The sequence below is a fragment of the Deinococcus yavapaiensis KR-236 genome, assembly GCF_003217515.1.
Taxonomy (GTDB): domain Bacteria; phylum Deinococcota; class Deinococci; order Deinococcales; family Deinococcaceae; genus Deinococcus_A; species Deinococcus_A yavapaiensis.
This window is the reverse complement of sequence record NZ_QJSX01000010.1, coordinates 1-13,424: the sequence shown is the minus strand read 5'-3', so window position 1 is coordinate 13,424 and position 13,424 is coordinate 1. Positions and strand designations below refer to the sequence as shown.

Annotated in this window: 9 protein-coding genes; 4 read left to right on the top strand and 5 right to left on the bottom strand. The window is 65.9% G+C overall.

Annotated features, from left to right (window positions below):
* The first annotated feature begins 21 nt into the window (after positions 1-21).
* From DES52_RS12935 to DES52_RS12925, 3 genes are read left to right on the top strand one after another with little or no spacing between them, the layout of a single operon-like run.
* Positions 22-1,227, top strand: coding sequence for a glycosyltransferase family 1 protein (locus DES52_RS12935; protein ID WP_110887401.1), 1,206 nt, complete (start codon positions 22-24; stop codon positions 1,225-1,227).
* Entirely contained in the window at positions 1,220-2,368 is a 1,149-nt protein-coding gene (glf, locus tag DES52_RS12930; RefSeq protein WP_170131044.1) for a UDP-galactopyranose mutase, read from the top strand. Before DES52_RS12935 ends, glf begins: the two co-directional genes overlap by 8 nt.
* A 58-nt stretch (positions 2,369-2,426) precedes the next feature.
* Positions 2,427-4,616: a family 1 glycosylhydrolase gene (locus tag DES52_RS12925; RefSeq protein ID WP_110887241.1), complete on the top strand. Its 2,190-nt coding sequence runs from the start codon at positions 2,427-2,429 to the stop codon at positions 4,614-4,616.
* Here the strand turns inward: DES52_RS12925 and DES52_RS12920 are convergent, their stop codons facing one another.
* From DES52_RS12920 to DES52_RS12910, 3 genes are all read right to left on the bottom strand, one after another.
* Positions 4,617-5,855, bottom strand: coding sequence for an RsmB/NOP family class I SAM-dependent RNA methyltransferase (locus DES52_RS12920; protein WP_110887240.1), 1,239 nt, complete (start codon positions 5,853-5,855; stop codon positions 4,617-4,619).
* Positions 5,856-5,869: 14 nt separating this feature from the next.
* Positions 5,870-6,538, bottom strand: a complete 669-nt coding sequence (locus DES52_RS12915) for a zinc metallopeptidase (RefSeq protein ID WP_110887239.1) — start codon at positions 6,536-6,538, stop codon at positions 5,870-5,872.
* Between the two features lie 84 nt (positions 6,539-6,622).
* Positions 6,623-6,895, bottom strand: coding sequence for a stage V sporulation protein S (locus DES52_RS12910; protein WP_110887238.1), 273 nt, complete (start codon positions 6,893-6,895; stop codon positions 6,623-6,625).
* A gap of 208 nt (positions 6,896-7,103) precedes the next feature.
* Here DES52_RS12910 and DES52_RS12905 point away from each other — a divergent pair, with 208 nt between their 5' ends.
* The gene (locus DES52_RS12905; protein WP_110887237.1) at positions 7,104-11,585 is read left to right on the top strand and encodes a glutamate synthase-related protein; all 4,482 of its coding nucleotides are present in this window, start codon (positions 7,104-7,106) and stop codon (positions 11,583-11,585) included.
* Between the two features lie 157 nt (positions 11,586-11,742).
* Here the strand turns inward: DES52_RS12905 and DES52_RS12900 are convergent, their stop codons facing one another.
* Together DES52_RS12900 and DES52_RS12895 are read right to left on the bottom strand one after the other, a co-directional pair.
* Positions 11,743-12,339: a hypothetical protein gene (locus DES52_RS12900; protein WP_110887235.1), complete on the bottom strand. Its 597-nt coding sequence runs from the start codon at positions 12,337-12,339 to the stop codon at positions 11,743-11,745.
* 65 nt (positions 12,340-12,404) lie between these two features.
* On the bottom strand, positions 12,405-13,424 hold a 1,020-nt coding region (locus DES52_RS12895; protein ID WP_146237282.1), incomplete at its 5' end, for an AAA family ATPase.

The following is a 13,424-nucleotide window of genomic DNA, read 5'->3' as shown; positions in this document are numbered from 1 at the left end:
TTTCAACGTCCACAACACCTCATGACCCGAGCTGCCCGGCACCGCCGGGTGCTCTACTTCGAAGAGCCCATCTTCGGCGACGGCGACTTTCTGGAATGCAAAGTCGACCCGAGCGGCGTCGTCGTGCTCACCCCACACGTCGAAGCGGGGCACGGTCCCGCCGAATCACAAGCGCTGACCGCAAAGCTGTTGCACGCCTACATGCGCGAGCACGACGTTCGCGACTACGTCTTGTGGGTCTACACGCCCTTCGAATTGCCCGTGACCGCGCCGTTGTTCGAGGAAGGCCCCGCCCCGGCCTGCACCGTGTACGACTGCATGGACGAACTCGCGCAATTCAGAGGCGCGCCGCCCGAACTGCGCGAGCGCGAACGCCAATTGTTCGGGCTCGCCGACGTCGTGTTCACCGGCGGCTACCGCATTTGGGAAAACAAGCGTTTGCAGCACGACAACGCCCACCCTTTCCCGTCGAGCGTGGAAGTCTCGCACTTCGCGCAGGCGCGCGCGGGCCTCGCCGAACCGCAAGACCAAATCGGTATTCCAGGGCCGAAGCTCGGCTTCTACGGCGTGATCGACGAGCGCTTCGACATCGACCTCGTGCGTGAAGTCGCCGCGCGACGTCCCGAGTGGCAATTCGTGTTCCTCGGGCCCGTCGTCAAGATCTCCGAGCACGATCTTCCCAGGGGCGCGAACATCCACTACCTCGGAATGAAGAAGTACACCGAACTGCCCGCGTACCTCGCGCACTGGGACGTCGCGCTGCTGCCGTTCGCGCGCAACGACGCGACCGAGTACATCTCGCCGACGAAGACGCCCGAGTACCTCGCGGCGGGTGTCCCGGTCGTGTCGACGAACATTCGCGACGTCATCCGTCCGTGGGGCGAAGAAGACGTCGTGCGCATCGCCGTCGACGCCGACGAATTCGAAGCGGCCATTGAAGAGGCGCTCGCGGTGGACAACGCCGCGCGGCAAGCCAAGGCCGACCGGATGCTCGCGCGCTTGTCGTGGGACCGTACGTGGGCGGGCATGGAAGAACTGATTCTCGAAGCGATGACGAACCGCGAAATGATCAAGGGCGTCACGAACTACGACGACGCCAGCGTCAACCGCGTGACGGGAAGCAATCGGACGAGCGACGTCGCGCGAACGAAGGACTTGGAGGCGGTGCGCGTGATCGCGCCCGATCATGCGAGCGGCGCGAACGTCGCGGGGGTGGCGGATGACTAATACGGCCTACGGATTCGACTACCTCATCGTCGGGGCGGGCTTCGCGGGCAGCGTACTCGCCGAGCGTTTGGCGTCCCAACTGGGCTTGCGCGTCCTCATCGTGGACAAGCGTCCGCACATCGGCGGCAACGCCTACGACAAGTACGACGACGCGGGCATCCTGATCCACCCGTACGGACCGCACATCTTCCACACCAACTCCGCGCAAGTCTTCGATTACCTGTCGCAGTTCACGAAGTGGCGTCCCTACCAGCACCGCGTTCTCGCGAGCGTGGACGGGCAACTGCTGCCCATCCCGATCAACCTCGACACGGTGAACAAGCTGTACGGCCTCAATCTCACCTCGTTTCAAGTCGAGGAGTTCTTCGCGTCCGTCGCCGAGAAGGTCGAGCAGGTCCGCACCTCGGAGGACGTCGTCGTGTCTAAGGTCGGGCGCGACTTGTACAACAAGTTCTTCCGCGGCTACACGAGAAAACAATGGGGCATGGACCCGAGCGAGCTCGACGCTTCCGTGACGGCGCGCGTTCCCACGCGCACGAACCGCGACGACCGCTACTTCGCCGACACTTACCAAGCGATGCCGCTGCACGGATACACCCGGATGTTCGAAAACATGCTCGACCACCCGAACATCAAGGTGATGCTCAACACCGACTACCGCGAGATCGTCGACGTCATTCCCTGGACGCACATGATCTACACGGGACCCGTCGACGCGTACTTCGACTTCAAGTACGGCAAGTTGCCTTACCGCTCGCTGCACTTCGAGCACCAGACGTTCATGCAAGACGAATTCCAGCCGGTCGGCACGGTGAACTACCCCAACGACTACGGCTACACGCGCATCAGCGAGTTCAAGCACATCACGGGCCAAAAGCACGACGCGACCTCGGTGGTGTACGAGTATCCGCGCGCCGAAGGCGATCCGTACTACCCGGTGCCCAAGCCCGAGACGCAAGAGATCTACAAGCTCTACGAAGCCGAGGCCAAGCAACTCGACAACGTCACCTTCGTCGGGCGGCTCGCGACGTACCGCTACTACAACATGGATCAAGTCGTGGCCCAAGCCCTCACGGTCTTCGGAAAGCTACGCGCCAAACATGAAGGGCTGCTGCAAGAAGACGCGGCGCTCGGAGACTGAGCATATTCCTCGTGTGGGCGGGTCGACGACCCGCCCGTTCACATCGAGCGGGAGGCACATGACGCATTTACCAAGATCGCCTCTGGAGTTGTGGGTTGGTCCGGAAGCGACCGTGAGTCGCGTCGGCAACGAATATCTGGATCAAAGCGAACTGAGCGGCTTCGCGTCTCGACCCGAGGACGTCGCTCGCCTCGCCAGCCTCGGCGCGTCGCGGGTGCGCTTCCCCGTGCTGTGGGAACGCGTGACGAAAGCCCTCGGAGACGAGCCGAACTGGACGTGGAGCGACGGACGCCTCGAAGTCGTGAAGAGTTCGGGCCTCAAGCCCATCGCGGGCCTGCTGCACCACGGAAGCGGCCCCACGGGCACGAGCCTCGTGGACGACGCCTTTCCCGAGTTGCTCGCGCGCTACGCGCGGCAAGTCGCCGAGCGCTACCCGTGGATCGACGCGTGGACGCCCGTGAACGAACCGCTCACGACGGCGCGGTTCGCGGGATTGTACGGCCACTGGTATCCGCACGGCCGCGACGAACGAACGTGGTGGGCGTGCCTGAAAAACGAACTGATGGGCACCGTCCTCGCGATGCGCGCCATTCGCGACGTCACTCCGGGCGCTTTGCTCGTGCAAACCGAGGACCTCGGCTGCACGCGCGCCACGCCGAAGTTGCAGTACCAGGCGGACTTCGAGAACGTGCGGCGCTGGCTGACGTTCGACTTGCTGTCGGGACGCGTGGACCGCGAGCACACCATGTGGAAGTTTTTGCGCTGGATCGGCGCGGACGAGCGCGACCTCGCGTGGTTCCAAGACAATCCCTTGCCGCCCGACATTCTGGGAATCAACGCGTACGTGACGAGCGAACGCTTTCTCGACCACCGTTTGCACCTCTATCCGAAGGAAGTGCACGGCGGCAACGAACGCGACGCGTACGCGGACGTGGAGGCCGTGCGCGTCCTCGGCGAAGGCATGGGCGGCTTTCGAGCGCGCTTGCTCGAAGCGCACGAACGCTACGGCGCGCCGATGGCGATCACGGAAGCGCACCTCGGCTGCACGCGAGAAGAGCAGTTGCGTTGGTTGCACGACGCGTGGCACGCCGCCGAGGACGCTCGGCTCGAAGGAGCCGACGTGCGCGCCGTGACCGTCTGGTCGGCGTTCGGAGCGTTCGAGTGGAACAGCCTCCTGACGCGCCGTGAAGGACATTACGAGCCCGGCTTGTGGGACGTGCGCGCCGAGAAGCCGCGTCCGACGGCCCTCGTGACGCTCGCGCGGCAACTCGCGCGCGGCGAGGAACCGTCGCATCCCGTCCTCGACGCGCCCGGCTGGTGGGCTCGGTCGCACCGACTGCTGTATCCGGCGTTTGGAGCGGTGACGGTGGAGCGGCGCCGAGCCAGGCCGATCCTCGTGACCGGAGCGACGGGCACCTTGGGGCGAGCGTTCGCGCGCGTCTGCGAAATTCGCGGCTTGCCGTACGTCCTCACGCGCCGAGACGTCCTCGACATCGCCGACGCCGAGAGCGTGAAGTCGGCGTTGGATTCCGTGCGACCGTGGGCCGTCGTCAACGCGGCGGGCTTCGTGCGCGTCGACGACGCGGAGAGCGATTCGCGAAACGACCGCGAGAACGTGGACGGCGCGGCCATTTTGGCAGCTCAGTGCGCCTTGCGCGGCATTCCCCTCGTGACGTACTCGTCGGATCTGGTGTTCGACGGTTCGAAGGGCAGGCCGTACGTGGAAAGCGACGCGCCCAATCCCTTGAACGCGTACGGGCGCAGCAAGCGGGCGGCCGAGGAAGCGACGCTCGCCGCGCACGACCACGCGCTCGTCGTGCGAACGTCGGCGTTCTTCGGACCGTGGGACGAGTACAACTTCGTCGTGCACGTTCTGCGAAGCTTGCGCGAACGAGGCGAGGTCGTCGCGGCGGAGGACGCGGTGGTGAGCCCGACGTACGTGCCCGACCTCGTGAACGCCTCGCTCGACCTCCTGATCGACGCCGAGTTCGGCGTGTGGCACCTCGCCAACGAGGGAGCGCTCAGCTGGGCCGATTTCGCCCGCGTCGTGGCCGAGCAAGCGAACCTCGACTCCGCCCTCGTTCGCGGCGTGGCGACGAGCGAGTTGAACCTGCGGGCGCCGAGACCCGCCTACACGGTCTTGTCGAGCGAGCGTGGCCGTATCATGCCTGCCTTCGATTCGGCCTTGCACCGCTTCTTCCGCGATACCCGTGAAGAGACGCCGACCGTCTTGGGAGCGGCGGATTGATCAGAGGCGGCGCAACTTCGCCGTGTAAAACCCGTCGATGCCGTTCACGGCGAGCGTGCGAGCACCGAAATCGTCTTGCACGCTCGGCACCGTGAGGTGCGCGCCGACGGATTCGAAGTCGGCGTGGTGGCGCAGAAAGTCGCGTACGACCGCCGGTCCTTCGGCGTCCGTGACCGAACAGACCGAGTAGACGAGGGTGCCGCCCGGCGACGTGACCGTGGCGGCACTCTCCAGCATGTGACGCTGCAACTCCGCGAGTTCGGCGATGGACGTCGGCGTGAGGCGCAGTTTGATCTCGGGATGTGCGCGCAGCGTGCCGGTGCCCGTGCAAGGCGCGTCGAGCAGGACGAGGTCGGCGGGCGGCACGTCGGGCGGCGTGCGAAGGTCCGCTTGGCGAAACTCGCCTTGCAAGTTGAGGCGCTTGAAGTTCTCCTCGGCGGCCTTGTGCTTGCGGGCGTCCACGTCGAGCGACGTGACCCGCGCTCCACGGGCGGTGAGCATCGCGGCCTTGACGCCCGAGCCGCCCGCGAGGTCCAGCACGCGCCGTCCCTTCACGTCGCCGAGCAACTCGGTCACGGCGTACGACGCCGGATTGATGGGCTGCACGCCTCCTTCGCGCCAAGCCTTCGACGCGCGCAGCGACCCTCCCAGCACGACCTTCAAAACGTCGCCGACGCCGGGTTCGAGCAAAGCTCCTTCGTCTTCGAGGGCGCGCGCGCCCGAGTCGGTCGTCCACAGCCACAGCGGCGCGGGCGTCAGGAAGTCGCGCATGACCGCCTCGGCTTGCTCGCCGTAGCCGCCTTCGAATTCCGAAACGAGCCACGCGGGCAAATTGAACTCCGTCTCGGGCGTCACCTCGGGCGCCTCCACGCGGCGCAGCACGGCGTTGGCGAGCCCCGAGAGCTTGCCGAGTTCCGCTTTGGCGAGCGACACGTACTCGTTGACGACCGCGTGCGGCGGCGTTCCCAATATGAGTTTCTCGAAGGCCCCGGCGAGCAGCAAGGCCATCGCCTTGTCGGGCGTCTTGCCGCGTAGCAGCGGCGCCAGGGCCGCCGTGAGGGTGAAGTGGTGGCGTAAAACGCCGTACACGAGGTGGGTGGCGAGGCCCGCGTCGCGAGGCTCGAGTCGGGCTTTGGACAAGCCCTCGTCGAGGGCGGTCGCGGCGAACGCGTCGCCTCGCCGTACACGCACGAGGGCGTTGACGGCGAGGCGGCGGGCAGGATTGAACGGGGCTGGCATGACCCCCAAGTGTATCAGTCTCGGCGGGCGAAGCCCAAAAAGGACAGCAGTTGGACGAGGGCGATCGCGAAGGCGGAGATGTAGGTGAGCGCGGCGGCGCTCAGCACGGTGCGGGCGCCGACGACTTCGGGCCCGACGAGGTAGCCGCGCGCGGAGAGGATCTCCAGGGCGCGGCGCGACGCGTCGAATTCGACGGGCAGCGTCACGAGGTGGAAGATCAAGGCGCCCGCGAAGAAGACGATGCCGAGCCAAAACAGGCCGGGGCTCGTGAGGACCAAGCCGACGATGACGAGAAGCGGTCCGAAGTTCGCGCCGATCTGCAAGGCGGGCAGCAGGCGGGCGCGCAGGTTCAAGGCGGGGTAGCGCACCTTGTCTTGAATGGCGTGCCCGACTTCGTGGGCGGCGACGGCGGCGGCGGCGACGCTTGGCACGCCGTAATTGACTTGCGACAGACGCACGACCTTTCGAATCGGGTCGTAGTGATCGGTGAGCTGACCGGGAACCATTTCGACGGGAACGTTTCGCAAGCCGTTCTCGTCGAGGATCATGCGGGCGATTTGCGCGCCCGTGAAGCCGCGCGTGTTGGCGACGCGCGAGTACTTGCGGTAGGTGCTCGACAAGTAGCTTTGCACGAGCACCGACGCGCCGAACAGCAGCAGCATCAAGAGGTAGTAGTCGTTCATGGCGTCTCCGACATCAGTCTAGAGACGCCAACGTCACCTCCGTGAGGCACGAGTCAATCGAAGTTGTGACGCGAGAAAGAACGGTCAGCTGTTCGTGCGAAAGCACGTGATGTTGAAGCGCACGGCGGTGCGTTCCTCTTCCTCGAGGTCGAGCTTGACGAACGCGGGCTGGGTGTTGAGGTCGAGATCGTCCGGGACGATGTAGCCTCGAGCGATGGCGATCGCCTTGACCGCTTGGTTGACGGCGGCGGGGCCGATCGCTTGAACCTCGACTTCTCCTTGCGTTCGAAGCAAAGCGGCAATCGCCCCGGCGACGGCGTTTGGACGTGATTTGCCGGATACGCGCAACGTTTCCACGATGTAATACCTCCGCGACGAAAAACCGCTTGATTCAATTGTGACTTAGATTCTTCATGAAGTCAATAGGAGTTCTCATCTTTGATCAGAATGTCTTCCCTCGTCTAAGCAGAGGCGCAACACGAGGAGCAATGTTATGGCCTGATTTGAATAATTTTACGATGGCGTAGTTGTCACACAAACCTTGCGACGCCAACGAGGAGCCGACATGAAGCGACATTCACAGCCTCTGCCCGAAAGCCTTTACCGCACCGCCGAGCGCCGTCGCCTCGAGCGCGACTTTCCCGGCTCCTTCGACGAAATCGGCCACGACGCTTGCGGCATCATCGCCAACGTTCGCAAAACGGGAGAGGCCACGCACGGCAACGTCACGCGCACCGTGGAAGCGCTCGCACGAATGGCGCACCGGAGTGGCGAGGTGCGAGGCGAAGGCGACGGCTGCGGCGTCCAAACCGACATTCCCCGTCAGCTGTGGCGCAAGCTGCTCGGCGACGAGGGCCTCGACGGTGACAAGGCGTACGACCCGTCGTTCTTCGTCGGGCACTTCTTCGTTCCGCAAGGCCACAAGCCGCGCGAGTTGCTCGACGCGTTGCACGCCGCCTCGGGCCGTTACGGCCTGTCGATTCTGATGGAACGTCAAGGCGCGGTGTACTCGCGCGCGCTCGGACCCGTCGCGCGCCTCACCGAGCCGCTCTTCGTCCAAGTCGTGGGCCTCATCAAGGGCGACACGCTGCGCGAACGCGAAGGCAAGCTGTTCGACCTCGGCCTCGAACTCGAAGAAAAGCAGCCCGTGCACGTCGTGAGCTTCTCTGTCGCGACGGTGGTGTACAAGGTGCGCGGCTCGGCCGAGATCCTCGCGCGATACTACCCGGACCTCGCCCGCAACGACTACACGTCCGTGTGCTCGATCGGGCACAACCGCTACTCCACGAACACCCTCTCCACCTTCGAGCAGGTACAGCCGTTCACGATGCTCGCGCACAACGGCGAAATCAACACCATCGAGCGTTTGCGCAAAGAGGGCCTTCAGCTCGGTGTGCCCCTCACCGGCGGTTCCGACAGCCAAGACCTCAACCGCGTCATGGCCGGCTACATCCACGACCACGGCCTGACGCTGCTCGAAGCGGTCGAGAGCGTTTTTCCGCCCGTCCTGAGCGAAGTGCGCGCCTTCTCGTCCTCGTTGCAAGACGCCTACCTCGGCCTTCGCGCGGCGGGCGGCCCGCTCGCGCAAGGACCGGCGGCGATCATCGCGCGCTCGGGCACCGAGTGCGTGTTCAGCGTCGACGCCCTCGGCCTGCGCCCGCTTTGGTTCGGCGAGACGGAAAAGGAGTACTTCTGGTCGTCCGAGCGCGGCGTCATCCCGCTCGGATCGATGGTGCGCGACCCCGCGCCGTTCTCTCCCGGCGAAAAGATGGTCGCTTGCCTCGGAGACGGCGTCGTGAGGCTTCACGCCAACGAGAACGTCCAGCGCCTCATCTTGGAGCGCGTGCACGGCAAGGAGGCGGGCTTGGAAAACGCCCACCTGCGCCTTCTCGGCCCTGGCGGCGACGTCGCCGAGAGCGACGTCGCCGAGCTTCCCTCGAACGTGCGCGTCGCCTTCGGCTGGGACCGCTGGGACGAAGAGTACGTCAAGGCCCTCGCCGAGAAGGGCGCCGAGCCGATTTCCAGTCTCGGTTACGACGGCCCGATCGCCGCGCTTCGCGCGGAGAAGCCGAACTTGGCGGAGTTCTTCAAGGAGACCGTCGCCGTCGTCACCAACCCCGCCATCGACCGCGAGCGCGAAATCGAGCACTTCTCGACGCGCGTGCTCGTCGGACGCCGCCCCCTGCCCGGCTCCAGCGACGGGCACTCGGTGGAGCTCGTCACGCCGATCCTCGCCGCGACGAGCGACGTCGCGAAAAAGCACAAGACCCTCACGGTCTCCGAGCTCAAGAAGCGCTTCCGCCACGCCGAACTCACGCCCAACTTGCGCGCGGGCGAATCGATCAAGGTCGCGCTCGCCCGCCTCGTCGCGGACGGTTTGGAAGCCTTACGCGCCGACGCCGAACTGCTGATTCTCGACGACACGCGGCTGTACGCCAACGGCGAGGCGGCCCTCGACGTGCTGCTCGCCGTCGCCGTCTTGGAGAAGGCCTTCGCGGGCGCGCGTGACGAAAGCGGCATCAGCTTGCGCCGCCGCGCCTCGGTCGTCGTGCGTTCGGCCGCCGTTCGCAACTTGCACGACGTCATGCTCCTGATCGGCCTCGGCGCCGAGGCGGTCGAGCCCGCCGCCATGTTCGCCGCGTACCCCGATCACGGCGACCAGATCGTCTCGGGCTTGTCGAAGGGCATCGAGAAGGTCATGAGCACCATGGGCATCCACGAGATTCGCGGTTACGGCCGCATCTTCACGGCGATGGGCCTCGCCAGCGACATCTTGGAGACCCTCAACGTCACGGGCATTTGGGGCTCCGAGAAAGGCTACGGTCTCAAGGATCTCGAAGCGACCGCGTCCTCGCGCCTCGCCAAGCTGCAAGCCGGGACGCTCGCGCCCGACCGCGACCAGCGCTTCAATCCACGCCTGTTCAAAGCGGCCTTCTCGCTCGCCAACGGCGAAATTTCGCCGAGCGACTACTCGGCGCGCATTCGCGCCTTGGAGTTGGAGATGCCGCTCGCGGCGCGCAGCCTTCTCGACCTCGACGTTCCGAGCGACGTCGAGAAAGTCGATCCGGACGCCGTGGACATCGCTGTGGGCGGCCACAGCCTGCCGTTCGTGATCTCGGCGATGAGCTTCGGTTCGCAAGGCGAAACGGCCTTTCGCTCGTACGTCGAGGCGGCCAAGAAGCTCAACATCGTCGCCATGAACGGCGAAGGCGGCGAAATTCCCGAGATGCTGATGCACTACAACCACTGGCGCGGTCAGCAAGTGGCTTCGGGAAGGTTCGGCGTGTCGAGCGTCATGCTCAACTCTTGCGCCGTCATCGAGATCAAGGTCGGCCAAGGCGCCAAACCCGGCGAAGGCGGCCACTTGCCGGGCAAGAAGGTCTCCGCGAAGGTCGCGGCGGCTCGACACGCCGCGCAAGGCGTCGACCTCATCTCGCCGAGCAACAACCACGACGTGTACTCCATCGAGGACCTCGCGCAGCTCATCGAGGAGCTCAAGACCATCGCGCCCGCCGCAAAGATCTCCGTGAAGGTGCCCGTCGTACACGGCATCGGGACGATCGCGCTCGGCGTGGCGAAGGCGGGCGCCCACATCATCACCGTATCCGGCTTCGAAGGCGGAACGGGCGCCGCTCGCATGCACGCCCTCAAGTACGCCGGGATGCCCGTCGAGTACGGCGTGGCCCGGGCACACCGCGCGTTGAGCGCGGCCGGGATTCGCGACAAGGTCGAGCTTTGGGCGGACGGCGGCCTCAAGACGGCCCTCGACGTCGCCCGCATCGTCGCCCTCGGCGCGGACCGAGTCGGCTTCGGCACCCTCTCGATGGTCGCGATCGGCTGCACGATCTGCCGTGGCTGTCAACTCGACACGTGCCACGTCGGCATCACGACGCAAGTCACGACCGCCGAGGAAGCCAAGGCGCACGGCTTCAAGCGCTTCGTGCCGCGCGAACTGCCCGTGGAAGTCGAACGCCTGAGCCGCTTCTTCACGGGTCTCGGCGACGAACTTCGCGGCCTCGTCGCCAGCCTCGGCCTGACGAGCTTGCGCGAACTGCGCGGCCGCACCGACCTTTTGAAGGCCGACACGGACGCCCTCGATCTTTCCGAGATGCTGGAAGTCGCGCCGAAACCCGAAGGATGGGAGAAGCTCGGGCGGCGCGTCATCCACCGTCCGCTCAACTCCACGACGCGCATGCTGTCCGAGTGGATCGCGGACGCCTTCGACGAAGACGAGATCATTTACCGTGACGGTCCCATCCAGTCGAGCGACCGCGCGATGGGCACGCACTTGGTCGGCACGCTCACGCGTGAAAAGCGCCGCGTGCCGGGCCGCGTGAAGTTGCACTTCGAGTCGGGCTCGATTCCCGGCAACGGCCTCGGGGCCTTCAACAACGCGCCCGTCGAAATCCACGTCGAGGGCGGCGCGCAAGACGGCGTCGGCAAGAGCGCGCTCGGCGGCCGCATTCTGATTCTCAAGGGCCGCAACCACCAAGGCGAGCGCATTGACGGCTCGGTCGGCAAGTCCTTCGCGTACGGCGCGATCGGAGGGCGTTTCCTCGTGCAGGGCAGCGCGGACTCGCGCTTCTGCGTGCGCTTGTCGGGCGCGGACGTCGTCCTCGGCGGCGAGTTGCGAGGCAAGGTCGACGACTCGCTCGGCATGCTCGCCACGCGCGCCAACGCCAAAGGCTACGCCTTCGAGTACATGACCGCCGGACGCGCCCTCGTGATGGGCGATCCGGGGCCGTGGATCTGCTCGGGCATGTCGGGCGGCGTCGTGTACTTGCGGCATGCGCCCGAGCAAGGCTTGGACGACGAAGCGCTGCGGCGCCGTCTCGCCAAGGGCGCGAACGTCGTCGTGCTGCCCCTGAGCGCGTCGGGCGTGGCGGACGTGCGCGAGCTTCTCGGCGATTACCATCAAGCGCTCGTGGCCAGCGAGCAACCGGGTGCGGCGCGTAAAGTCGCCGAGCTCCTCGTGGATCCCGCCACGCACTTCCGCATGGTCATCCCGGCGGCGCAAGCGATGGATCAAAGCGTGGCGACCGAGTAAGCTTCGACGTCATGACGCGAGCTCCCCTACTTCAAGGGGAGCTTTTTTCGATGCAGCTCGACGAGAAGGGGTGGGACGGCGACGTCGCTCGCATCCGACGTCGCGTGAATCGGCCACGCGCCGACTGCTCTTTCCCACTGGTGGCTGCCAAGACCGGTCAGCTCAAGCCGACGAGGCCCCGCTCGTTCATCAAGGCGTGGCCGACGCCGAGCTTCGCGGCGACCTCCGCGTCGAGTTGCCCGGGGCCGCCCGCGAACATGAGCGCCGGGCGCGCTTCGAGCCCGACGCTGCCCGCCTCGTCGAGCCTCGCGAGCACCGCCTCGAACGTCCAGTCGCTCACCCAAAGTTTCTTCAAGGCCACGAGCGCCTCGGTGCCCGGCGCGAACGCCGTCGCCACCTCCCCGGTCGGCTCGCCGTCTCGCCGAACGTGCACTTTGCCGCCGAGAACGTCGGCGTTCCGCACGGCGCGGTAGAACTTCTGCACGGCGTCGTCGAGAAGGTACGACGCGCGGACGAGCGTCTGGGCCTTGTCGCACAAGGGCTCCAAGGCGTCCTCGTCGATTCGGCGAGGATTGATCGGCGAGAAGAGATTGCGCAGTTGCTCGGGAAGGTTGTTGCTGGTGTAGAAGTCCTCCTCGAACAATCGGTCGATCACGAAGCCCGGCGCGAGCAGGGAGGTCTGTGCGGCGAGCCGCGCGGCTTCGCGCCCCACGAGGAGCGGAGAAAGGCGCGCGGCCTCGGCGAAGGTGTACATGAGCGGATTTTAACCGGACGGCGAAAGGGCGGGTCACGTGACCCGTCCTCGCGACCGCTCGGCGTTCAGGCCTGCCCGGGTTTGAGGTGGCCGAAGGGCGGCGCGTCCTCCCTCGGGGGCGTTTCTTCCACCTCGAGTTCGGGAAGGGTACCGCCTCGCAAGACCGTCTCGAACTCCTCGCCCGTGAGGGTCTCGCGGCTCAAGAGGACCTCCACGATTCGGTGGACGAGGTGGAGGTTGTCGGCGAGGATCAGCTTGGCACGGTCGTACTGCATGTCGAGGATGCGCTTGACTTCCATGTCGATGAGTTCGGCCGTGGAGTCGGAGTAGTTGCCGCGTTCGGACGCCGTGCCGAGAAAGTTTTCCTGCTCGCCCACGTGCGCCACCTTGCCGAGAAGGTCGCTCATGCCCCACTCGGTGACCATCTTGCGGGCGATGTTCGTCGCCTTTTGGAAATCGTTTTGCGCGCCCGTGGTGATCTCGCCGAGGGCCGCTTCCTCGGCGGCTTGTCCGGCGAGGGCGACGGTGATCATGTCTTCGAGGACGGCGCGGGTGTAGTGCATGCGGTCTTGCGGCGTGTACGCGGCCATTCCGGCGGCGCGACCGCGCGGCACGACGGTGAGCTTGTGCACGCGGTCCGCGTGCGGCAGCAACTGCGCCACCAGGGCGTGTCCCACCTCGTGGTAGGCCGTGACGCGCTTGTCCTTCTCGGGAATGACGAGCGAGCGGCGCTCGGGGCCCATCAGAACGCGGTCGCGCGCCTCGTCGAGATCTTTCATGGTGATGCGCTTGCGGTTGGCCCGCGCAGCGAGCAGGGCGGCTTCGTTGAGCAGGTTCTCCAAGTCCGCGCCCACCATGCCCGCCGTGCGCTTCGCGACGAGGTGCAAGTTAGCGGTGGGATCGAGAGGTTTTTTACGAGCGTGGATTTTGAGGATCATTTCTCGGCCGCGCACGTCCGGCGCGTCCACCACCACTTGCCGATCGAAGCGACCCGGGCGCAGCAACGCCGCGTCCAGCACGTCCGGACGGTTCGTCGCCGCCAAGATGATGATGTCGTGCTTGCTTTCGAAGCCGTCCATTTCCAC